Below are 22,203 nucleotides of genomic sequence, written 5' to 3' on the forward strand. Positions count from 1 at the left end.
TGTTATTATTATCAATTTTAAATAATATTACATCTTTATAAGGAAAAAGTGACGGGGGTTGATGCGTGATTTTAATTAATTGGTGTTCCCTCATCGGGTATGTCAGAGGCTGACTATACACGAATCAGCTATGAAATGACGATAAAAGCAGCTAAGCAATTAGTGAAACTCAATCCGGATATGAGAATAATCTATGTTTCTGGAATACTTGTCTTCTATATTTGCGCTCCCCCGATTTTATCTCAACGGCAGCTGACCAACAATCAGCTGCCGTTTTTATTTGAGCTAAGATGGATTAATTGCCATATTTATCTTGTATGTGATTTCCATATGTGTTATACATGTAATATAACAGATGCGAAGGGTGGTGTGATATGAGATGGCTTGCACATATCAAAACCTCAAGACAAGCAGCAAATGCCATAAGGAGGGATATTCTTGTTCATAGAGCTCGATCTGCAATCGGAGACTCCGATTTACGCACAACTGGTTGACCAAATCGTCGAAGGGATCGCGTCTGGCGAGTTGAAACCGGGGGATCCGCTTCAGTCGGTTCGGAGATTGGCGGAGGAACTGGGCATCAATCTTCATACCGTCAATAAATCCTACAATTTGCTCAAGCAGGAGGGTTTTCTTCAAGTACACCGGAAACAGGGCGTTATCGTTCAGTCCGACGGGATGCCCGGCGTGACGGAGGCGTTCGAGGCGAAGCTTCAGCGACAGATGCGGTCACTTGCGGCGGAAGCAGCGGTACGAGGCATGTCGGAAGAGACATTTACGCAGCAAAGCAGAGCGGTATACCGGGATACCATTACAAATCGCGGAGGGGAACAACATTGACTGTACCTGAGACGATCATAATATCTAGCTTTTATTTGTTTATCGCGTTGATGATCAGCATACAATCCTATATCGGCTTGAGGACCCTGCTGTTCGGCATTACGCTGCCGGCGGAGGCCCTGCAGGATACGGCTGTCCGAGGCATTCGCCGGAAATACGTTTTGCTCACTGGTGGTTTTGCGATCGTCACCGGAGTAGCTTGCTTTTTAGTGACACGTCATCAAACGACGGGGCGGAGTTTCCTGTACTGGGCGGCCGCCATCTTGCTATTAATCATTGTGTCGTTCTTAGCCATTCTGATCAGCCAGATGTCCGCCCGGCGATTGAAGACGGCCAGAGGCTGGCAGGTTGCCGTACAGACAAAGCGCACAGCAAGCCTTGCGGCTGGCCGAAGTCATGGTTCGGTGCTGAACTTTTGGTGGTTTACAGTGCATGTCTCCGTGATGGCATTATGTATCTTCTTTGTTGTTGTGAGATGGGACGACATTCCACAGTCGATCGCGGTGCATATGGGGCGAAGCGGTTTTCCTGATCAGTACATTGACAAGTCCGTACGGACTGTATTCATGATCAACATCGTGCAAGCGCTGATGATCGTATTCTTCGCCGGCTATAATCTGATGATTAGCCGTGCCAGGACATCGCTGGATTCTCAAGACCGGGAAGGTTCGTTGCGGAAACAGTTGAAGCGTAAGAAAATCTACTCGATTACGGCTTGGGGTATTTCGCTTCTAGGGATTGCAAACTTAGGGTTGTTACAAGCTGTAATGCTGTACGGCTGGAATCTCAAACTGCTCTTGCGATACAACATCTCGTTCACGACAGTATTCTTCTTAACGCTGATCGGCGTCTTGCTTTACCTGCGGTTTAGAGATCTTGATCAGCAAAAGGACGTTCCGTCAGAAGAGGAGAGGCACTGGAAATGGCTTGGCAGCATTTACGTGAACCCCGAAGACCCGGCGTTGTTCGTTCCGGATAGATATGGATTGGGATGGACGATCAATATGGCTAATTCGCTCGGTAAGACCATAGCCGCTGCGATGGTAGCCGTTCCGGTAACCGCCATTCTCGTAATTATTTTTAATTTTCGTTAAATAAAGGAATATTCGGAAGGAGAGTTCAAGTGATGAAAAGTCGATGGATAATGGGAGTTCTGCTAGCTTCGTGTCTACTGTTAACTCCCTGGAATGATAACATAGCACTAGCAGAGATGCAGAACATAGCAGTGAACACCTACGAAGTAACCCAGAAAGCTGCAAAGGAGAAGGCCGATCTCCTCACGCAAACTTACGGCACGAACAGTGTGCAGTACGCTCTTATTGATCATGGCAAAATCGTCGCATCCGGTCAATCCGGTAAGAATGATGAGCAGGGGCAGAAGTCGCTCACGAAAGACACGATGTATGGAATCGGCTCGACGAGTAAAATGTTTACCACGGTTGCCGTCATGCAGTTGGTCGACCAAGGGGAAATCGATCTCGATACGCCGGTTGTTCAGTATGTCCCTGAGTTTACGATGAAGGATGAACGTTACAAGCAGATTACACCGCGCATGCTGCTGAATCATTCTTCCGGTCTGAACGGATCGTCGCTAACGAATGCCTTTTTATTCGAAGATAACGATACTTACGCCCACGACACTCTGCTGGGGCAATTAGCTGGTCAGACCTTAAAGGCGGACCCGGGCGCGTATTCGGTTTACTGCAATGACGGATTTACGCTAGCCGAGATTTTGATCGAGCGTGTAAGCGGTATGGATTTTACCTCTTATATCCATAAATTTATTACGGAGCCTCTAGGTATGGTTAATACGACAACGCCGCTCGATACTCCGAATACAGCGAAGATGGCGGGACTTTATTATCCTACCTACTTAGGACAACTTCCTAACGAGACAGCCAACGTGATCGGAGCAGGAGGCATCTATTCCACGGCAGAAGACTTAGCTCGATTCTCGCAAATTTTCACAGGGGAAGCGAAAGGAGTTTTGTCCGGTAAATCGGCTGCAGCCATGGCGCAAGATGAGTACAAGACGCCTTTGTGGCCTGACGATACGGCCTACTCATTCGATTACGCTTACGGTCTCGGTTGGGACAGTGTCAATCTGTACCCATTCAACGAATACGGAATGAAGGGGTTGACCAAAGGCGGGGACACGCCTCTCTATCACTCGTCGCTCGTTGTACTTCCCGAACAGAACATGGCGGCAGCTGTTGTCACTTCCGGAGGGAGCGCTACGATCGACCGGCTTATGGCGAACGAAATCCTGCTTCAGGCGTTGAAGGAGAAGGGGACAATAGCCGATTTCAAACCTGAGAAATCATTTGGAGCGCCGGTAAAGGCCGATATGCCGGAATCTGTGCTGCAATATTCGGGAATCTATGGCGCGACCAATGCAACGGTGAAAATCGATATTACTAAAGGCGGCGTCATGTCCATCACTTCGGAGCAGTCGCCCGGTAATCCGGCCCAGATCTTCAAGTATTCAGCGGATGGCACGTTTCGGAGTGCGGATGGGAATGCGAAGCTCAGCTTCGTGACGCAGGAGAACGGCCGCACCTACTTATGGATACGTCAGTACGCTTCGTTACCAGGTCTTGGACAGATGTCTATGTCAGTGTACAACGCCGAGAAGCTCCAGCCACAAGATCTTTCGATAGCGACCAAGGAAGCATGGAAGCAGCGCGACGGCAAGAAATATTATCTGCTGAATGAAAGGTATACGTCGCTCATTTATTTGCTGTTGCCCCCGTTTCAATTGAATGTGTCGAAACAATTACCGGGGTATGTATTGGATAAGCGAATAACAGACCCGAATACGGCCATCTCCGAATTGCAAATCCCAGGAATGAGTGGAAGGGATCTTTCAGGTTATACGTTCTTTAAGCAGGACGGTGTAGAGTATCTGAATTCTGGTGGAAGCATCTTAGTGAACGAGAACGCGGTGAAGCCCATCTACGTCTCTAAGCAGTCAATCGTTACGATTCCGCCGAGCGGCTACGCCAGGTGGTTTACAATAAGCGACACAAACGGGGGCAAAATCATTAAGGTGAACATGTCCTCGAACGCTTCCTTCTCGGTTTATAATGCAAAGGGAACATGCATCTACTTCAGTGTCATCGGAGGCAAAGATAAAATCGAACTCCCCGCGGGAGGATCGATAGTTTTCGCCGGAGATGCCGGCGCGAAGTTCCAGATTTTGGCGCAGTAAACGAGAAACAATAGCTTAATATTTATAAAACGCGGCTGCCGGCATCGATCGGCTGCCGCGTTGCGCTAACAGGCAGATTAATTGGATGGAAGACGTTAGTGGAATTCTGATTAATAAACTTATTTGAAAGATAATCATTTGACATTAAGTGAACGATCATTTATTATTCATTTGTGAGAATAAGAGAAGAAAATAAAGTAAGGGCCAATAGATGATATATATAGTTGGTTGTTTCCGCAACTAACTCATAACCAATACAAGACTAAAATTATTTTTTCAAAGAAAGGGTGTCCGTATGAAAGTAGTCTTATATGGTGCAACCGGTATGATAGGGCAGCTAGCATTAAGAGAATGTCTATTAGATCCAGAGGTAGAGCAGGTCGTTGCAATTGTTCGTAAATCAACGGGAAAACAGCACTCCAAATATCAAGAAATCGTGCTACCCGATATATCAGACCTTTCTTCCGTAAAGGAAAAAGTGACAGGGTTTGATGCGTGTTTATATCTAATTGGTGTTTCCTCAACAGGTATGTCCGAGGCTGAATATACACGTATCACCAATGAAATGACAATAAAGGCTGCTAAGCAATTAGTGAAACTCAATCCAAATATGAAAATAATCTATGTTTCTGGAATGGGAGCAGATAGTACAGAACAAGGAAAAGAAATGTGGGCACGAGTAGAGGGAAAAACGGAAAACACATTACTGAGTATGCCATTTGAAGCAGCGTACATGTTACGTCCAGGTGCTATTTTACCCATGCATGGTGAACGTTCAAAAACAACACAGTATCGTATACTATACAATATAATGAAACCATTAAATCCGTTGTTAAAACGAATGAAGTCGGTTGTAACCTCTGAACAGTTAGGTCAGGTCATTGTGCATTTAGCTAAAAAAGGAACAACAAAAGAAGTTCTCGAAAGAGAACAGTTAAAAGAATTAGCATTATCGATTCAAAGGAAATAAAACGTCATATAATAAAGGCTGATCTTCAGATTGTTGATGATCAGCCTTTATTATATGATGACGATGGAGTTGATTCAAAGAGGGCCTCTGGAAAGAGAAGAGCATGACGGATTACTATACTGAAACCATCAGTTGCTGTAATATAAACGCTTTGATACACTATGAGGACAGAATTATTGAGATTGGTAGGTGTTTGAATTGGTGACATCGCGTAAACCTGCGCGGGAGCGTATCCTGGAAGTGGCTTGCGATTTGTTTTATCGTAAAGGGATACGTTCGGTAGGGGTTGATACGATTGTTGAGAAATCCGGAGTTGGCAAGGCGACGCTTTATCGCCATTTTCCAACCAAAGATGATTTGATCGTCGCTTATCTCGTGGAATTGGACAGACATGACTGGAAACAATTTGACGAGGTTATTGCGAAGCATGAGGGATCCCCAAAAGAGCAATTGTTGGCATTTATCGATGCTATTACGGATACAATGATGAGTCCCGATTATCGTGGATGTGCTTTTTCAAACGCTCTTGCTGAATTTCCCGAAGAGAGCCATTTTGTCAAGAAAATGACTGTTGAATATAACGATTCAATGCATTTACGCTTGAACCGACTGACCCAGCAGGCCGGCGCGCAAGATGAAAATTTGACGGATCAACTTATGATTGTGATCACTGGAGCACTATCATTAGCTCATGCACTGGGCTCTGCCGGTCCGGCAGTCCAACTTAAAGCACTCGCAACACATTTGATCGATTTGCATGTATCTTGAAGCTTTAATTGAGAGAGCACAACGTAAACACCCCTTAGAATAAACATTGAATCTAATGTTCATTCTAAGGGGTGTTTTTTTGAAAAAGATAAATTGTACTGTCGCTTGACAAAGTACAAGCTATAATGTAATCTAATCGCATAACGGAACAGAACAGTTCTGTTCCGTTATGACAATGTTTTAGTACTAATGTTCAATAAACGATTAAAGGGGAGAGAACGATGTCAGAAACTATTTCTGCGGCGCAGGCGGGCACTATTTCAATAGGCGATTTCACTGTCAATCGAATCGGCTTGGGCACCAACCGTATCACCAACACACCGGATGCACACAATTTACTGAAACGAGCCCTTGAGCTTGGTACTAATTTTATTGACACAGCTTACATCTATGCTGATGGAGAGAGCGAGAAGGGCATTGCCAGCGCTCTTGCACCTTACGGTAACGGCCTATTGGTGGCCACAAAAGGTGGTGCGAATGGGAATGATCCCCAACAATTACGAGCCGAGTTGGAAGAGAGTTTGAAGAGACTCCAAGTAGACCGAATTGACCTTTATCAGCTCCACCGTGTAGACGCTAATATTCCACTGGAAGAAACGATTCAGTTGCTTAAAAGCTTCCAAGATGAAGGCCTTATTAAGTACATCGGCTTGTCTGAGGTCACGGTTGAGCAGCTTCAAGTGGCACTGAAAATTGCACCGATAGTTAGCGTTCAGAACGAATACAATGTGTTCAATCGCAAATATGAGGATCTTGTAAACTATTGCACCGAACACCAGATTGTCTTCATTCCTTGGTTCCCTTTGGGCGGCTTGTTTGGCGACACTGCCAAGGTAGAAGAAAGGGTAGCAGATATCGCCCGTAAATTGAATGCTACAACGCAGCAGGTGGCATTAAAGTGGCTGCTTCAACGCTCACCTATAATTCTGCCCATTCCTGGGACACTTTCTCCTGCGCACTTGGAAGATAATTTGCGTGCAGCTACTCTCGAACTAAGCGAAGAAGATTTCGCAGCTCTAACAAACTAATGTAGGTAATTATGCTATGAAAGTTGCCGCTATTGTAGGAAGTATCCGATGCAGATGCAGTATTGTGGGTGACGCCTGAATATAATGGTACGATTCCGGGTGTGTTAGGGAATGCCATCGATTGGTTATCCCGCGTGGACAGAGTAATGAATGGCAAACCATCATGGATCGTCGGGGCCTCTATGGGTAATTTAGGAACAGTTAAAGCTCAACTGCATTTGCGAGAAATTTTATCTTCCTTTGGTATTTCATCTCCTCTTCTTCCTGGAAATGAAGTCTAAGATGTTATTAGGAGTTGTCCAAAAGTCTATTCAGGACTTAAGGGCAACTCCTTTTAGTAATAATAACGTAGTTGCTGAGTCGATATTTTTTCGATACGATTTGTCCGTGGTGCCGCATTGGTATATCACTAATTGAAAGAGTTCCTTAAGACGAATAGTGAGGATGAATACTGCTCATCCTTTATTTTTTGAGTACATTTGAATCCTATTGTACATCGTTTTGTTCTTCAAAGTGTTAAAGATACTCATATCAGGCTGGGTATTAATCTCCAAGACCCAGGGATTCATTTTATTATCAATTGCTATATCAACTCCGAATGCTCGTTTACTTCTATATTTTTCACTAAGAACAGTGCTTGCATCTCTCCCTAATCGTTCCATTCTTTGAATGTACTGTTTCCTTGATTCGTCATTCAGATGTGACTTGAGTAAGATATCTAGAGGTAAGGGCGTTCCTCCAGAATGAAAATTCGTTACTATTTTATTACGCTTCGCTAGTCTTCCAATAATCCCCGTAACATCCAATGTGCCTTTTCCATTTTTTTGAACCATAACTCTTATATCGAAGGGACGATTATTGTGTTTTAACAGTTCAATTCCTTCTTGAACAATATATTTATCCTTAATTAGAATACTTTGAATTGATGTATATAAGTCATTTAATGAGCTAAAAATACGTGAATTCGAACCGGTGCGTAAAGTAAGACTATTCATGCCCCTAGTGATTTTATATATCCCGTGACCGCCTGTTCCTTCATCGGGTTTTAAGAAAACGGATTTATACAATTTCAGCATTATTTTAATGTTAGACAAAGTTGCTTTTCGAGTGTCTGGCAAGAATTTGCTTATCATTTTATTCTTCTTCATGAATTCATGTTTTCCCAATTTCCCCATTTTATATTTTACCTTCTTCACAAGATCTACCTCCAATTTCTTCGCAGAAGTATAAAAACCATTCATATTTCTAAGCATTTCCAAATTTATTTCTTGGATCGAATGACTTCTTCAATCGCACGCTTCATTAATGCCCCGGCCCGGTCCCAAGATAAATGAAGCATATCTTTTCTGCCTTGGCGTCCTTTTTGTTTGCAAAGTCTGGGATTTTGGTACGTTTTTCTCATGATTTTTTTTAAGCCGCCCAGATTCGGCTCCGCCCATAGTTGTCCCTTTTGTGCAAACAGGTTGCTAAACTTTTTCGAGATGGCTCTGTTCATGCTGCTTGACGGGCTCCGGAGCTGGTATGGAATCAGGAACGAGTTGTTATGCGTAAGAAAATCCATTTGCCCGCCCCAACTTGTAGCGATGACCGGTACGCCGCTCGCAAGCGCTTCTAGAAAAGGCAGTCCAACCCCCTCGCCACGAGTCGGAAGAACAAAAACATCGCCGAGCGTATGCAAACCTTTTAGCCGGCTTTCACTAAGTTGGCGGCCTATAATGATAACGGGGGCCGTATCTTTTTGAATACCCAGTCTTTTTTTGTATTGTGATATTTTTGCCTGGATCCATCTTTCGTTCTCATGAGCCGCATATCCGTTTGTTTTGATCACAAGCACGACGTTATCTTTAGAGGAAAACTCTTCCCAATATGCCCTTAGCAGGCCCTCCGGATTTTTGCGATGCTGGAAGCCAAATACGGACACGAACGTAAACCTGCCTGACGTCCCCGGCAAAGACATCTTCTTATTGTTCGGATGAAACTCCTTTGTATTTACGCCATGAGGTATGACAAAAATCGGGACTTTCACACCGCTGTTCCTTAGCGTTCTTTTATTATGCATGGAGGGTACGCAAACAGCATCAAATCTGTTCATATGTGGAAGCCAGCCCCTGGGGATCTTGCTTGTTTCCCAAACGGTATTCAAAATAATGAGATCATATATGCTGCGCTCTTTTTTCCATTGAATGCTGCTGGGAGTGCGGTGATAAATCAGCACCTTTTTGCCTTGGGTGCCGTTTTTACGATGGCTTGACGCTCCAATACTAACGGCTATGCCCTGCCGCTTTAGTGATTGGACGTACGCTCTTGTGGCACGGCCAAGACCGCTTGCTTTGTGTACAGGTCCCTTCCAGACGACATGATAGGGTTTCATTGGAATTCCTTCTTCAAAGATTTACGGGTAGGGTGCTTTACATATTTTCTTACTGAATCAATGACATGAGGTAGTGTAGCCAGATCTTTCTCAATCGCTGGGATGAACTCATCAATTGGATTTGTCATTTTCTCATCTCCATACATCTTATATATGGATTATCGTATGCCGGAGGAATGAAAGCGGATGGGTGTAGTGAGCGTTAAAAACACACAAAAGTAACGGGTATTATGTATTTGTAGAATGAATATTGCCTACAATTGATTGAGAACGATCGGTCAATATTTATCTTGACCGATCGTTCTCAATATGATAAATTTGCTTTGAAAGGAGAGAGAAGGATGCCTAGGACAAAGGAATTTGATGAAGATGCCGTTTTGCTTAAAGCCATGGGGTTATTCTGGGAACAAGGATATGAGAAAACATCCATGCAGGAACTAGTATCACACATGGGAGTTCATAAAGGGAGCATGTATGATACTTTTGGCGATAAGAAAACACTCTATATCAAAGCATTAAAGCGATACAGCGAAAGGTTAGAGCAATCGTCTAAAATTCGAATAGATGGACTTTCTGCTAAGGAAGCCATTCGATTGTTGTTTGAAAGGGCCATTGATCCGGGAGAGGAGTTTCCTTCGGGCTGCTTTATCGTGAATACCGCGGTTGAGTTGGCAAAACATGATTCAGAGGCAAGAGATTGTGTTCATCAGTTTTGGGATTATACAGAACAGTTAATATGTAACCTTATAATAGAAGGTCAACAATCGGGGGAACTTTCCAAGACACTCAACGCGGAATTGCTTTCTCAATATTTTAACAATTCACTGATAGGTCTTCGCGTTATGGTGAAAACTACAACGGACAGGGATAAATTACGGCAAATCATTGAAATGAATATGTCGGTATTAAATTGATGCGATAACAATAAAAAGGAGTGCATATCCATGACACACGTGTACGATAAAACAACAACGGGACTTCTTCTGGTAGATCCTTATAATGATTTCTTGTCAGAGGAAGGCAAACTTTATCCACGGACGAAAGAAGTCTCGGAATCCGTAAACATGATTGAACATTTAAAGCAGACCGTTGAAGGTGCGCGTAAAGCGGGCATTCGTGTTTTTTACGTGCCTCATCACAGATCTGAGCCGAATGATTTTGATACTTGGCTGCATCCGACGCCATATCAACTTAAAGCAAAAGAAGGTCAGGTGTTTGCTAAAGATTCGTGGGGAGGGGAGTTCCATCCAGATTTCCAGCCTCAACAAGGCGATGTGATTATTAAAGAGCATTGGGGCAGCAGTGGATTCGCCAACACAGATCTGGATCATCAGCTAAAAATGCATGGCTTGCAAAAAATTATCGTTGTCGGTATGCTGGCCAATACTTGCATCGAAGCGACCGCTAGATTCGGCATGGAGCTCGGCTACAATGTTACGCTCGTCAGAGATGCGACGTCAGCTTTTACAAAAGAAGCGCTGCATGCGGCACATGAAATTAACGGACCGACATTTGCCCATGCCATACTCACAACAGAAGAACTTCTTGCCAAACTATAAGAACAAATTTAAAACTTGCGATTCCTACTGACGTCATTGCAGCGATCATTCTTTCAACTGGTAGTCGTAAGAATGATCGTTATCTGTTCAGTTGTTCTTGAATAATCCCCTCCAAGCAGTCTGATAATAACGAAGGTTAAAAATTAAAGAAGGAGGCCTTTTGAATGGCCGTTATACGTCAAGACCTTACGCTTACCCAATCCGTCTGTAGCCATGTAATCGACGTTCCTGTTGGGGAAGTCGATATTGGGAAGTGGTTGTTCTCGCTTTCCGATGCTGAATATCAACGATGCTGCCCCCCTGACCATATTGCAGTAGGTGTTACTCAAACAGAAGATGGTCGTCCAATGTCTATCAATGTTGAGACAATCGGCACCAGTCTCGCTGTACAGCATTATGTTGGTGAGATCGTCAAAAAGGATTTTTGCCGGATGGTCTCTACATCCGACATCTTTCTTACAAACGGAAGAACCCAAATGCAAGTCATATGGGAGCTTAGCGCAAAGCCCATCAATGACAATCAGACAGAATATACGAATTCTGTGAGATCACATCCTACCGAGGATTTTTTGAAAACCATCGAAAGTCAGGGGTTATCATTCGAAGAGGTTTCGAAGGCTAGACAAAAAATTGTAGAGGATCATAATGAACGCGAAACGCCTCTTTTTGCAGAAAGTATCGCACGTGCTGCACACAAGTGATTGTATCTGATGGATCGCAAGTACTTTAAATTAAGGGGGCTTGCTTATGTCCAAGATTCGTGAAGACCTAACGCTTGCACAATCAAGCTTTAGTCACATCATCGACGTTCCGGTGGAAGAAATCGATATCGGACAATGGTTGTTTTCTCTTTCTGAAGCGGAATATCAACGTTGCTGTCCTCCCGACCATATTGCTGTAGGAACGACCACGACGGAAGACGGAAGACCAATGTCGATTAACGTGGAGAAAATCGGCACTAGTCTTTCGATTCAGCATTATGTCGGAGAGGTCGTCGAGAAACACAAATGCCGGATGGTCTCCACGACCGATATCTTTATTACGAACGAGCAACGAACCCAAATGCAAGTCATATGGGAGCTTAGCGTAAAACCCGTTAACGCCAATCAAACCGAATTTACTAATTTCGTGGTAACTCATCCGTCGGAACATTTATTGAGTATATTCGAGAGTCAGGGACTCACGTTTGAGGAGGCGTCTGCGTCACGTCAAAAAATATCGGAAGATCACAACAGACGCGAGGCTTCTCTTTTCGCAGAAAGTATTGCACGTGCTGCACGTAGGGGAGGGCATTAGATATCTGATTTTCAGCGTGCATTTCGATAAAAAGAGCCTTCTCGATTGGTAACTCCCCCCAAAAAACCATCGTCAAATTCCACTGACGATGGTTTTTTGGGGGGTTCATTAAAGTGTACAATACTAATATAACTCTATGAAGGGAAGGGAAACATCAATGCTTCAAGATGAACAATTCATAAAACGGGGACCCCCTCCATGGAAGCTCTTTTTCGGGTTCAAGCTCTTATTGGGTCTACTCGTCTCCGGTATTTTTTATTTTGAGACCTCAATTGAAGCCTTTTGGCGCTTCAGCTTTCTTGTATTTTCGGTTGCTGTGTTTCTACTCGTTAATTTATTCTATTCTAGGGCAGAGAAGCGGAAAAAATGGATGTTTCACCTGCTCATCCTGGATTTTCTGGTATCCGCTGCTTATGGCTATATCTTTATCGGTGGACATTTTCCAAATCAGCTATTTGTCGGGGTTACGGCATTGGCGATTCTCATGTTTTTCAACAATTTCCGCATGCTTATCATAACTTGCATTTTTTTGCTAATCCTCTATCTGGTGACAATGGGTAGTGTGGACTGGTACTTATACAAACAGTTTGACAGCATGAGCTACTTCATTACCTGCTCATTCATTATATTTGCAGGCATTGTCAGTACACTGATCCATTTCTATCAGAAAGCGCGTAAGGATACGTTGAAGTTATACGAGCAGTTGATGGAGTCTCATGAGCATCTTCAGGAGTATGCAACCAAGGCGGAAGAATGGGCTGTCTCCAGGGAACGGGTACGGATTGCCCGCGAAATTCATGATACAGTCGGCCATACGCTGACGAGTCTGATTGTGCAAATGCAAGCCGCCCGCAAATTGAGCCAGGTAGATACCAAGCGCAGCGAGAGTGTCTATCTTGAATGCGAGGATTTGGTACGTTCCGCTCTACAGGACGTCCGCCTTGCAGTCCGGACGATCAGGGACGAACCGGTTCAACCGATGTTTTTGCATGAAAGCTTGGACAAACTGTCGGTTGAATTTACGAAATATGCGCAGGTTGCAACTCGCTTTGAGGTCGAGGGCAGCGCTGTGCTGCTGCCAGGCGAGCTACAGCTTACTGCATACCGCATCGTACAAGAATCGCTTACGAATGCCAAGAAGCACGCGGATGCAGAATATGCCCGCATCCGGATTGTCTACTCGGAGGAAGGTTTCTTGCTTTGCATCAGCAATGACGGTGACGTGCCAGACGAAGTGAATCCGGGCTTCGGATTATTAAATCTACAAGAGAGAGTAAAGGAATGGAATGGCCAGGTTTCCTTTGGGAAAGATGACCAAATGCAGTTTGTGGTCCAAGCGAACATTCCTTATCCAAATACAGAAAAAGGGGGACTGGTCCTTGAGAATACTGGTAGTTGACGATCAGCGGCTCATGCGGGAGGGTCTGGCGACCATCCTCAATTTGGAGCCAGGTATGGAAGTGGTTGGAACAGCCATTGACGGACGGGATGCGTATGCCAAAGTCACAGAACTTAGGCCTGATATCGTTTTAATGGACATCCGTATGCCTGGTATGGACGGCGTGGAAGGCTCCGAGCTGATTTTAAGGCACTTCCCGGAGACGAAAGTATTGATTTTGACCACATTCGATGATGCAGAATTGATTCTTCAGGTACTGGAGAAGGGTGTACATGGCTATTTGCTGAAGGACATGCCCTCTGAGGCTATCGTCAGCGCTATTCAAACGATATACAATGGAGGAACAGTCCTTCAGCCTGATATTACGGCCATGCTGCTCAAGGAATTGAATAAAATACAGGCTGTCCCGTCCATGCAGCCCCCTCTGCTGAATGCAAATGCCAACGAGCTGCTGGAAAGTCTGACTGACCGGGAGAAAGAAATTCTGGCTTTATTGGGCCAGGGCCTGAATAATAAGGAAATTGCCGGCCAGCTGCTTATTTCGGAAGGGACGGTCAAGAACCACGTATCCAGCTTGATGGCCAAACTCGGGCTGCGCGACCGAACTCAGGCGGCGGTATTTTCAGTGCGTAACTTTAAGTAACTTTAAGTAAACGAACAAACATGACTTTTGGCAGGGGGCATGAAAATCCTCATATCAGATCGCTAAAAAGACGGTTTAAAATGCATAAAATTCATGACAACCCGCACATTTGCTGCGGGTTTTTTCTTGATAAAATTCAAATTAAGAAAAAGGAGGTGGCTGGAATTGAAGTTCAAAAAAACGCGATATTTCATAGTGCCCGTTGCTTTTACTGTCGTCATGGCCTATTCCTTCTATAATGCACCTATCCAATCCTCAAACATGATGGAGGAACATAAGCCCGTAAATATCGCTCATGCCGATTCCGCAACAAAATATGAAACCGCAGTTTTTGCAGGAGGCTGCTTCTGGCAGCTCGAGCCGTATTTTGAGGATCTCGAAGGCGTTTTGAGTGTGTCGGCTGGTTATACCGGAGGCCGTACTCAGAATCCCACCTATAACGAAGTATCTTCAGGAGGAACCGGACATCTCGAATCTGTGGAAATCCGTTATAACCCGAGCCAGATTTCGTATAAGAAGCTACTTCAGGTTTTCTGGCATAGCATTGACCCTACAAATGCAGACGGCCAGTTTGATAACCTTGGTTCACAGTATCACACGGCTGTGTTCTACAACAGCGCGGAGCAAAAAGCCGCCGCTGCAGCATCTAGAGATGCACTTGCGGCCTCCGGAAAATTTGACAAGCCAATTGTAACCGAGATTGCCGCTGCATCTAATTTCTACATGGCGGAGGAAGAGCATCAGGACTATTATAAGAAAAATCCGATCAGCTATAGGATTACCCAGTTTGTTTCGGGCCGGGACGCCTATCTGGACCGTACTTGGGGAGCAGAACATACAGTAGCGGTTGCTGATCAGGTCGGCAACGGGAAGGACTTCAACAAAGCGGAGAGGCTAAAAGCATTGACAAAGCTTCAATACGATGTAACCCAAAACGACGCAGATGAGCGACCGTTCGAGAATGAATATTGGGATAATAAGCAAGAAGGTATATACGTAGATATTGTTTCCGGTGAGCCGTTATTCAGCTCTAAAGATAAATTCGACGCTGGAACAGGCTGGCCCAGCTTCACACAGCCGCTAAACAAGGATCATGTTCTGCTGAAAGAAAAACGCGGCTTGTTCTCGGCGGGTACCCAAGTCAGAAGCCGGGATGCTGATTCCTTCCTGGGTGATCTGTTTGAAGATGGTCCTGAGCCAACAGGGCTTAGATACTGTATTAACTCGGCAGCACTGAAGTTCATTCCGAAGGATAAGCTTGAAGCCGAAGGCTACGGCGCTTATGCCGAACAATTCGAAGAGTAGTAATATGAGGAGGCATAAAACATGAGAGCAGATTTCATTTTCGACATTTTGAAGAATCGTCATCATCAATTCGTAGAGCTGGTTGCCCAATGTCCGGAGGACAAGCGTAAAGTTGTGCCGGAGGGCTTCAAAAACAGCATACATTGGCATCTTGGTCATGTGCTTACTGTGACAGAGTTCCATGTATTTGGTCTTTCGGAATTCGCACTGAATAAGAAGCTTCCTGCAAGCTACCAGAACTTTTTCGCTTATGGAACGAAGCCCGCGGACTGGCAGAGTGAACCGCCAGCATGGGATGTGCTGATTGACCAGTTAAGAAAGCAGCCGGACGAAATCCGGGAATTGCTGGTGGACAAGGTGGACGTACCGGTAAAAGAAAACTTTTTGAATGCTGAGACGTTCGGCGAGCTGATTATGTCCACGACACTTCATGCGACCGATCATATCGGCTTTGTCTCCGCCATGCTGAAGGCATTGAAATAATCATCCGATTCTGAGCCATGACAGCAGTTCAAAGGGGACTTTGGACTGCTGTTTTTGATCATCCGAGTTCATTAGGATATATAGAATATTACATTTGGGACTGGAGCTCAAGGAGTTTTACGGGGGGATAATCATGAAAACAAAGATAAAGACAAAACCAAATCCAGGAAAATGGCGGTTCACCATCCGGAATAAATTGCTGGTCGTCGCATTCGCAATCCTGATCATTCCGGCATTGCTCATAGGAAGCATGAGTATCTGGATTTCAGCCCGTGAAAGCGATTTGGAAACGGAGACCAATCTCCGAAACACGGTTCATATGGCTGCGGAGCTTATCGATTCGTTCGAGGATGCCACGGGGAAAGACACATTAAGCAAGGAAGAGGCACAAGAGAAGATGAAGCAACTGCTTCTTGGGCCAAAGCAGCCGGATGGTACACGGACAATCAATACAAATATAGATATTGGCGAACACGGGTATTTTTTTGTTTTAAACGACCAGGGCGATCTGGTTGCCCACCCGACACAGGAAGGGGAGAGCTTTTGGGACAAGCAAACAATAGACGGCTTCTATCATATCCGGGATATGCTCGATAAGGGGCAGCAGCCCGGTGGTGGAGTTACCTTATACAGATGGCCACTACCCGATTCAGGGGTAAACGCTATGAAAATTGCCTATTCGTTAAGGGAGCCAAACTGGGGTTGGACGATTGTAGCTGGATCCTATACCAAGGATTATAACGCAGGACAGCAACATATAGTTCAAGCCACTGTGTACTCGCTGCTGGGCTGTATTACAGTTGGCGGGATTATCGTTATCTTGCTTGCGAGATATCTTACCAGGCCAATTGTCCAGTTGACGCAACTGGCTAAACAGGTCGCCTCTGGCGACTTGTCACAAAGTACGATTGCCATACATAGCCAGGATGAAATCGGTGACTTGTATACTTCCTTTCAGACCATGCATAGCCGATTAAGAGAGCTGACGCAGGGGCTGCTGTCTCATGCTGATGCCTTGTCATCGGCCTCCCGCGACTTGTCCGTCACCTTCGGAGAAACGATATCTGCGACAGACCGAATTTCCGTATCTGCACAAGAAGTGGCCTTGAGCACTGAAACGCAGAAAACAAGTCTGCAAGAGAGCACCTATGCGATGGAGCAGCTGTCTGCCAGCGCACAGCATATCACATCCACCTCATCAACAGCTTTTGAGGCTTCACAAGTTACTTTAAGACACGCTGAACATGGAAACGGGCTGATTACACAGTCAGCGGAGCAAATGCTTGCCGTATCCACAACGGTGGGTAGCCTCTCATTGATCATCAATCAGTTGAACGAGCGGTCACATCAGATTGGCGAGATTATTGATGCGATGACGGCCATTTCGTCGCAAACCAATCTGCTCGCGCTGAATGCAGCGATTGAGGCTGCACGGGCCGGCGAGCAGGGTAAAGGATTCGCAGTAGTTGCAGATGAGATCAGAAAGCTGGCGGAGCGCTCCAGGACATCCGCAATGGAGGTCACTGAACTAATTCAGGTTATTCTGATCGATATAAACAAAGCCGCGATTGCTATGGATCAAGGGGATCAGGAGGTGCAGGCTGGCGTTGATTCCATCCGGCACTCGGGGGAGGCTTTCCAAAGAATTCTTCTCGCAACACGCAGTGCTGTGTATCACGTACAGGAGACCTCCGCTGCAGCTGAACAAATATCCGCAAGCTCTCAGGAATTCAATGCTTCTCTGCAGGAAATCGATCGCATGGCGGCTTGGTCCAATGATCTGGCACAGACCATTTCCATTTCCACAGCGAAACAGCTCACAGCTATGGAAGAAATCTCCGCGTCGGCGGAATCGATGAGCCAGATATCTGAAGAAATGCTTCTACTCGTGAAGCATTTCAAATTATAGGTCAGCAATTGGGAAGCCAAATGATGATCTCTGACATTTAAGAACGATCAGTAAAAATTATTCTTGACCGACCGTTCTTAATATGTTAAATTTGCTTTGAAAGGAGGAGACAAATATGAGAGGACATCCATGCAGAGCCTAGTTCATAAATATTAGACATTCAGATAGATTCCATAACACTCGTATAGGAATTTACGTTATAGCAAAAACTACATCGGCAGAGAAATGATATCCAACTTATTGAAACAGTTCTGTCTGCATTCAATTAAATCTGATATATCAGAAGGGGATTTTAGTCCATGACAAAATTATACGATCAAACAATAACAGGACTCCTTTTGGTTGACCCTTACAATGATTTCTTATCACCTGAAGGTAAGAGTTTCCCTCGTGCTAAAGAAGTAGCAGACTCCGTCAACTTGCTCGAACATTTAAAAGAAATCGTTAACGCTGTTCGAGAAGCTGGCATTCAAGTTTTCTTTGTTCCTCACCACAGATCTGAACCCGATGATTTTGAAAATTGGTTGTACCCAACACCTTATCAGCTTGGTGTTAAAGAAAGACAGACATTTGCTAAAGGCTCATGGGGCGGGGAATTCCATCCGGATTTTCAACCTCAGAAGGGTGATGTAATTATTAAAGAGCACTGGGGCAGCAGCGGATTCGCAAACACTGACCTGGATCATCAACTTAAAATGCATGGTGTACAAAAGATAATCGTCGTAGGTTTGTTGGCTAATACGTGCATCGAAGCGACAGCACGCTTTGGCATGGAGCTTGGTTATCATGTCACACTTGTAAAAGATGCCACAGCTGCTTTCAGTAAAGAGGCTATGCGTGTCGCGCATGAAATTAATGGGCCTACCTTTGCACATGCCATTTTAACAACAAAAGAACTTCTTGCTGAGATGTAAAGCTTATAGAAGAAAGGGGAGAGATGTACCATGAAAACCGTTCAGTTAAAAAACACCCATATTCCGGCTGTAGCCCTAGGTACCTGGTCTTGGGGAACCGGCGCCAACGGAGGGGATGCAATTTTTGGGAATAACCTGATGGACGAGGATCTAAAGCCTATATTTAATGAGGCAATGAATGCCGGATTGAATCTTTGGGACACGGCCGCAGTTTATGGCATGGGCGCTTCGGAAACGATTCTAGGAAAATTCATTCACGGAAGAGATGACGTCCTGATTTCAACGAAATTTACGCCAATGGGAGATCAGTCAGACGATGCTGTTGAAGAGTCCTTCGCAGGAAGCTTAAAGCGCCTTGGAAAGGATCATGTCGATATTTTATGGATTCACAATCCGAAAAACGTTCGGCGCTGGACTTCCAAACTGATCCCGTTAATGAAAAGCGGAAAGGTCAAATACGTGGGCGTTTCTAATCACAGCTTAGAGGAGATTAAGATCGCCGTGGACATATTGGCACAAGAGGGACTTCAGCTCTCCGCCGTCCAAAACCATTACAGTCTACTCTACCGGTCCTCAGAAGAAGCAGGCATCATTGAGTATTGCAAAGCCAATGACTTGCTATTCTTCTCTTATATGGTATTGGAACAAGGGGCTTTGACCGGTAAATATAGTGCGCAGAATCCTTTTAAGGCTGGAACCCGAAGAGGAGACGCCTTCAATGAAGAGGTATTTGCCAAACTGGAAAATCTGAGTTTGCGGTGGTTACAAAAATATTGAGGTAGAATGATTTCAAATTTAAGAACGATCATTCGAACACATTTTTGAATGATCGTTCTTAAATTGTTTGTTTTAGAAATGAAGCAATCTATCGGAAATTGCTTATAGTTGGATTCTGCATTTTGTTCATGAATCTCGGTAATCTGTTTTTAATGCCGCTTGCGCTGGCCAACCTGTTCGGCAGATCGCCGCTAGAGATCGGTTTTACGATCGCGCCGGGGGCTGTTTTATCCGCTGTTCTCACTAGTTTCGTAGGACGTTGGATCGACCGCTATGGAAATTTCCGGTTCCTGTTAATCGGGCAAGTCATTTTAGCTTTGGTATTGATTGCTATTTGGACGAACATAGGTGCCTCTTCGGCTGTCATTCTCTTCGGGTATCTATTTTTCTCACCGGCAGTTTCGACCTCATTATCGTCTTTAAATAACGAGACGTCTCGTATTTTGCCTGCTGAGTTAATCGGCTCAGGTATGGGCTTCATGCAGCTGATTCAATTTTTCGGCGGTTCATTTTCCGTTGCGGTCTGCGGGATGCTGCTTGCTTTTCAAGATAAGGTTTCGCTGGTTCATGCTTATAAAAATGTGTACGTGGTCTTGACTGTGATCAGTATTTGCTCATTAATCGTGCTACTGCGATACTATGTATCCGGTCGTAAACAAGTCCAAACCAATTAAAAAAAGGAGTATCAAAAAACGCCGAGAGACATCGATCTCCCGCCGCTTATTGACTTTACAACACGGCTTTCCAAATCTTCGGTCGTCAGTATCGTTGAAATTCGGGGCCGGATTCGAGGAGTCGGTAGCGAGTTTGCCCTTGCATGCGACATGCGCTTTGCCAGTCTAGAGAAAGCCGTCTTCGGATAGCCGGAACTCGCTGTCAGTATCGTACCGGGTACTGGTGCAATAGAGAGGTTGTCCCGTCTATCAGGGCGTGACCTAATCAATCGTATCCGATTACCTGAGTCCCCAGAGTTGCAAGAATCCAGATTCGCATTTATCTCGGGAGCTATATCCCCGGGCACACTGGAAAAAGTTTCAAAAGAGATGGCGCTTGGATTTGGGCCACACGGGGATTTTGAGTTTAACTTAGGCCAGCGATTGATGGACGTAAACTAAGAAAACAAAAAGTCTGATCACTTGATCAGACTTTTATTGTTGTATAATTTTCAATTCAGTAGCATTGAGTACGTTTGATATTGTTCAAACCAACTCCAGCCTTACATAGACAATAGGGGATATTCTAATAACAGAACCCCTCGACTCGGCTTACCAGGGAAGCTTGCCGTATTCATCGAAGTAACCACCGGTAGGTCCTTCTTCCGAAATCGTGGCTAGATCAACGATAATTTTGGCGGCTTGATTCGCCGAACGAAAACCAGCATTTCCGGTTAAATCAGTGGAGGTGGGTCCGGGTTCAACCGCGTTAAATTTTAACGGCGTATTTTTAAATTCTTTTGCAAACATTATTGTTAATGCGTTTACCGCCGCCTTGGAGCTTGAGTAGGCAAGTAAATGAAAATTAGCAAACTGGGACGCCGCATCGCTCAATAACGTCAATGAGCCGACACCGCTAGAAACATTGACCACTCTGCCAGCCAACGATTTAGTCAGCAAAGGAATCATTGTTTTCGTTACAGCAAACATCCCGAAAAAGTTCGTCTCGAACGTTGCCTTCAGATCGATTAACTCAAGCTGGCTTGGAAAAGTTCCTTGTTCTAATAAAACTCCGGCATTATTGATCAACACGTCCAGCGATCCGAATTGTTCATCTATTGTACGAAATGCAGCATCAATCGTCGCTTGATCCGTCACGTCTAGTACAATGTTGGAGGCGCTAATGCCTTCACTTACCAGTTTCGCTGCCGCTTCCTTACCTCTGTCCTCGCTACGCGCACCAACCAAAATCGTGAAGCCTAACGCGCCCAACTGTTTTGCCGCTTCGTACCCTATCCCTTTGTTTGCTCCAGTAATCAGAACAGTCTTCTGCTGCATATATTTTCCTCTTTCCATTTTCGGGTAATCGATTAACAATTATGAATTAATAGATTACCTCATGTTGATCTCGTTTTTCGAATAGGTCCCAGTATACATTGGCAATTTGTTCTGGATCATAATCAGTTACAGCTTGAACAACACCTGAAATCGTAACGGTACCTACAAAAATGCCTTCCGGGGCTAATTCGGCTGCTAAAGTTAGGGCCAGATTTCGCATGGCTGCTTTTCCAATAGATAAAGAAGAATAATCTGGAGATGGATGCATAGCAATGCTGCCACCTGTAAATAAAATAGTTCCTTCTTTTCGTTTTCGTTGATCCGGAATGACTTGCAATGCACTTGTTAATGCACCACCTACATCAACGCTTAGATTGTTCAACAGTACTTCTGGAGTCAACGTGGTTGGTTTACCTCCAACACGAGTAACAGCATTGTAGACCAGCACATCAGTAACACCGTAAGATTGTTTGATCTGATCAAACGCTTGTTCCAGGGATTCAGCACTTCCGGCATCGGCAGTTATTCCATATGCTTCAATACCTTCAGATCTTAAAGCATCAACGTATGTGTTCAAAGAGTTCAAGCTACGAGAGATAAGAATAATGCGGAAGCCGTTTAATCCGAATTTTTTGGCCACGTGGTTTCCAACACCTGGTCCTGCGCCAACGATTACGGCTAATTTTTTACTCATAAGTGCCTCCTGAATTTTTATTTCCAGAAATCATAAAGAACAAGT

At 44.8% G+C, this 22,203-nt stretch carries 22 protein-coding genes and 1 pseudogene; 19 read left to right on the forward strand and 4 right to left on the reverse strand.

The features are described 5' to 3' along the window. Positions 1–438: 438 nt before the first annotated feature. The 7 genes and pseudogenes from ACFRAM_RS00005 to ACFRAM_RS00035 form a co-directional block, all read left to right on the forward strand. Positions 439–840 carry a GntR family transcriptional regulator gene (locus tag ACFRAM_RS00005; RefSeq protein WP_379463798.1) on the forward strand — a complete coding sequence of 134 codons (402 nt, stop codon included), beginning with the start codon at positions 439–441 and terminating at the stop codon, positions 838–840. After that, entirely contained in the window at positions 837–1,934 is a 1,098-nt protein-coding gene (locus ACFRAM_RS00010; protein ID WP_379463800.1) for a DUF1648 domain-containing protein, read from the forward strand. The genes ACFRAM_RS00005 and ACFRAM_RS00010 overlap by 4 nt, the downstream gene beginning before the upstream one ends. 32 nt (positions 1,935–1,966) lie before the next feature. Next, positions 1,967–4,051: a serine hydrolase domain-containing protein gene (locus tag ACFRAM_RS00015; protein WP_379463802.1), complete on the forward strand. Its 2,085-nt coding sequence runs from the start codon at positions 1,967–1,969 to the stop codon at positions 4,049–4,051. Between the two features lie 295 nt (positions 4,052–4,346). Further along, positions 4,347–5,021: an NAD(P)H-binding protein gene (locus ACFRAM_RS00020; protein ID WP_379463804.1), complete on the forward strand. Its 675-nt coding sequence runs from the start codon at positions 4,347–4,349 to the stop codon at positions 5,019–5,021. A 189-nt stretch (positions 5,022–5,210) separates the two neighbouring features. Further along, positions 5,211–5,789 (forward strand): TetR/AcrR family transcriptional regulator, encoded by a 579-nt coding sequence (locus tag ACFRAM_RS00025; RefSeq protein ID WP_379463806.1) that lies wholly within the window; start codon positions 5,211–5,213, stop codon positions 5,787–5,789. A 221-nt stretch (positions 5,790–6,010) separates the two neighbouring features. Continuing rightward, positions 6,011–6,817 (forward strand): aldo/keto reductase, encoded by an 807-nt coding sequence (locus ACFRAM_RS00030; RefSeq protein WP_379463808.1) that lies wholly within the window; start codon positions 6,011–6,013, stop codon positions 6,815–6,817. Between the two features lie 38 nt (positions 6,818–6,855). Next, positions 6,856–7,095 (forward strand): annotated as a pseudogene (locus ACFRAM_RS00035) (NADPH-dependent FMN reductase); the annotation flags it as partial. A gap of 177 nt (positions 7,096–7,272) precedes the next feature. Here ACFRAM_RS00035 and ACFRAM_RS00040 read toward each other — a convergent pair. After that, positions 7,273–8,013, reverse strand: a complete 741-nt coding sequence (locus ACFRAM_RS00040; RefSeq protein WP_379463810.1) for a YheC/YheD family protein — start codon at positions 8,011–8,013, stop codon at positions 7,273–7,275. 65 nt (positions 8,014–8,078) lie between these two features. After that, a complete protein-coding gene (locus tag ACFRAM_RS00045; RefSeq protein WP_379463813.1) occupies positions 8,079–9,188 on the reverse strand; it encodes a glycosyltransferase family 4 protein in 1,110 nt (369 codons plus the stop codon). Between the two features lie 341 nt (positions 9,189–9,529). Between ACFRAM_RS00045 and ACFRAM_RS00050 the strand changes: the two genes are divergently transcribed. The 12 genes from ACFRAM_RS00050 (at position 9,530) to ACFRAM_RS00105 (ending at position 20,147) form a co-directional block, all read left to right on the forward strand. Next, a complete protein-coding gene (locus tag ACFRAM_RS00050; protein WP_379463815.1) occupies positions 9,530–10,102 on the forward strand; it encodes a TetR/AcrR family transcriptional regulator in 573 nt (190 codons plus the stop codon). Positions 10,103–10,132: 30 nt separating this feature from the next. Next, entirely contained in the window at positions 10,133–10,747 is a 615-nt protein-coding gene (locus ACFRAM_RS00055) for a cysteine hydrolase family protein (protein WP_066366439.1), read from the forward strand. A gap of 164 nt (positions 10,748–10,911) precedes the next feature. After that, entirely contained in the window at positions 10,912–11,448 is a 537-nt protein-coding gene (locus tag ACFRAM_RS00060; RefSeq protein ID WP_379463817.1) for a hypothetical protein, read from the forward strand. A 46-nt stretch (positions 11,449–11,494) separates the two neighbouring features. Then, positions 11,495–12,043: a hypothetical protein gene (locus ACFRAM_RS00065; protein WP_379463819.1), complete on the forward strand. Its 549-nt coding sequence runs from the start codon at positions 11,495–11,497 to the stop codon at positions 12,041–12,043. A gap of 157 nt (positions 12,044–12,200) precedes the next feature. Then, positions 12,201–13,442, forward strand: a complete 1,242-nt coding sequence (locus ACFRAM_RS00070; RefSeq protein WP_379463821.1) for a sensor histidine kinase — start codon at positions 12,201–12,203, stop codon at positions 13,440–13,442. A gap of 13 nt (positions 13,443–13,455) precedes the next feature. Then, entirely contained in the window at positions 13,456–14,085 is a 630-nt protein-coding gene (locus ACFRAM_RS00075; protein ID WP_379464716.1) for a response regulator, read from the forward strand. 264 nt (positions 14,086–14,349) lie between these two features. Beyond that, on the forward strand, positions 14,350–15,390 hold the full coding sequence (gene msrA, locus ACFRAM_RS00080) for a peptide-methionine (S)-S-oxide reductase MsrA (RefSeq protein WP_379464717.1): 1,041 nt from the start codon (positions 14,350–14,352) through the stop codon (positions 15,388–15,390). 21 nt (positions 15,391–15,411) lie between these two features. Next, on the forward strand, positions 15,412–15,873 hold the full coding sequence (locus ACFRAM_RS00085; protein ID WP_379463823.1) for a DinB family protein: 462 nt from the start codon (positions 15,412–15,414) through the stop codon (positions 15,871–15,873). A gap of 133 nt (positions 15,874–16,006) precedes the next feature. Continuing rightward, a complete protein-coding gene (locus ACFRAM_RS00090) occupies positions 16,007–17,782 on the forward strand; it encodes a methyl-accepting chemotaxis protein (RefSeq protein ID WP_379463825.1) in 1,776 nt (591 codons plus the stop codon). Between the two features lie 299 nt (positions 17,783–18,081). Next, positions 18,082–18,696, forward strand: a complete 615-nt coding sequence (locus tag ACFRAM_RS00095; RefSeq protein WP_379463827.1) for a cysteine hydrolase family protein — start codon at positions 18,082–18,084, stop codon at positions 18,694–18,696. Between the two features lie 30 nt (positions 18,697–18,726). Beyond that, positions 18,727–19,473 (forward strand): aldo/keto reductase, encoded by a 747-nt coding sequence (locus ACFRAM_RS00100; protein ID WP_379463829.1) that lies wholly within the window; start codon positions 18,727–18,729, stop codon positions 19,471–19,473. Positions 19,474–19,571: 98 nt separating this feature from the next. Further along, positions 19,572–20,147 (forward strand): MFS transporter, encoded by a 576-nt coding sequence (locus tag ACFRAM_RS00105; protein ID WP_379463831.1) that lies wholly within the window; start codon positions 19,572–19,574, stop codon positions 20,145–20,147. Positions 20,148–20,738: 591 nt separating this feature from the next. Here ACFRAM_RS00105 and ACFRAM_RS00110 read toward each other — a convergent pair. Beyond that, positions 20,739–21,464: an SDR family oxidoreductase gene (locus tag ACFRAM_RS00110; RefSeq protein ID WP_379463833.1), complete on the reverse strand. Its 726-nt coding sequence runs from the start codon at positions 21,462–21,464 to the stop codon at positions 20,739–20,741. 46 nt (positions 21,465–21,510) lie between these two features. After that, positions 21,511–22,158 (reverse strand): SDR family NAD(P)-dependent oxidoreductase, encoded by a 648-nt coding sequence (locus tag ACFRAM_RS00115; protein ID WP_379463835.1) that lies wholly within the window; start codon positions 22,156–22,158, stop codon positions 21,511–21,513. Positions 22,159–22,203 lie beyond the last annotated feature (45 nt).

The sequence above is a fragment of the Paenibacillus sp. NPDC056722 genome (assembly GCF_042790635.1).
In the GTDB taxonomy this organism is placed as follows: Bacteria; Bacillota; Bacilli; order Paenibacillales; family Paenibacillaceae; genus Paenibacillus_AQ; species Paenibacillus_AQ agri.

Excerpts from the sequence above, each read along its gene's own strand:
- ACFRAM_RS00095 (WP_379463827.1), top strand. The coding sequence starts at position 18,082 with ATGACAAAATTATACGATCAAACAATAACAGGACTCCTTTTGGTTGAC.
- ACFRAM_RS00075 (WP_379464716.1), top strand. The coding sequence starts at position 13,456 with ATGCGGGAGGGTCTGGCGACCATCCTCAATTTGGAGCCAGGTATGGAA.
- ACFRAM_RS00030 (WP_379463808.1), top strand. The coding sequence starts at position 6,011 with ATGTCAGAAACTATTTCTGCGGCGCAGGCGGGCACTATTTCAATAGGC.
- ACFRAM_RS00115 (WP_379463835.1), bottom strand. The coding sequence starts at position 22,158 with ATGAGTAAAAAATTAGCCGTAATCGTTGGCGCAGGACCAGGTGTTGGA.
- ACFRAM_RS00100 (WP_379463829.1), top strand. The coding sequence starts at position 18,727 with ATGAAAACCGTTCAGTTAAAAAACACCCATATTCCGGCTGTAGCCCTA.
- ACFRAM_RS00050 (WP_379463815.1), top strand. The coding sequence starts at position 9,530 with ATGCCTAGGACAAAGGAATTTGATGAAGATGCCGTTTTGCTTAAAGCC.
- ACFRAM_RS00070 (WP_379463821.1), top strand. The coding sequence starts at position 12,201 with ATGCTTCAAGATGAACAATTCATAAAACGGGGACCCCCTCCATGGAAG.
- ACFRAM_RS00085 (WP_379463823.1), top strand. The coding sequence starts at position 15,412 with ATGAGAGCAGATTTCATTTTCGACATTTTGAAGAATCGTCATCATCAA.
- ACFRAM_RS00090 (WP_379463825.1), top strand. The coding sequence starts at position 16,007 with ATGAAAACAAAGATAAAGACAAAACCAAATCCAGGAAAATGGCGGTTC.
- ACFRAM_RS00015 (WP_379463802.1), top strand. The coding sequence starts at position 1,967 with ATGAAAAGTCGATGGATAATGGGAGTTCTGCTAGCTTCGTGTCTACTG.
- ACFRAM_RS00020 (WP_379463804.1), top strand. The coding sequence starts at position 4,347 with ATGAAAGTAGTCTTATATGGTGCAACCGGTATGATAGGGCAGCTAGCA.
- ACFRAM_RS00065 (WP_379463819.1), top strand. The coding sequence starts at position 11,495 with ATGTCCAAGATTCGTGAAGACCTAACGCTTGCACAATCAAGCTTTAGT.
- ACFRAM_RS00110 (WP_379463833.1), bottom strand. The coding sequence starts at position 21,464 with ATGCAGCAGAAGACTGTTCTGATTACTGGAGCAAACAAAGGGATAGGG.
- ACFRAM_RS00060 (WP_379463817.1), top strand. The coding sequence starts at position 10,912 with ATGGCCGTTATACGTCAAGACCTTACGCTTACCCAATCCGTCTGTAGC.
- ACFRAM_RS00055 (WP_066366439.1), top strand. The coding sequence starts at position 10,133 with ATGACACACGTGTACGATAAAACAACAACGGGACTTCTTCTGGTAGAT.
- msrA (WP_379464717.1), top strand. The coding sequence starts at position 14,350 with ATGGAGGAACATAAGCCCGTAAATATCGCTCATGCCGATTCCGCAACA.
- ACFRAM_RS00045 (WP_379463813.1), bottom strand. The coding sequence starts at position 9,188 with ATGAAACCCTATCATGTCGTCTGGAAGGGACCTGTACACAAAGCAAGC.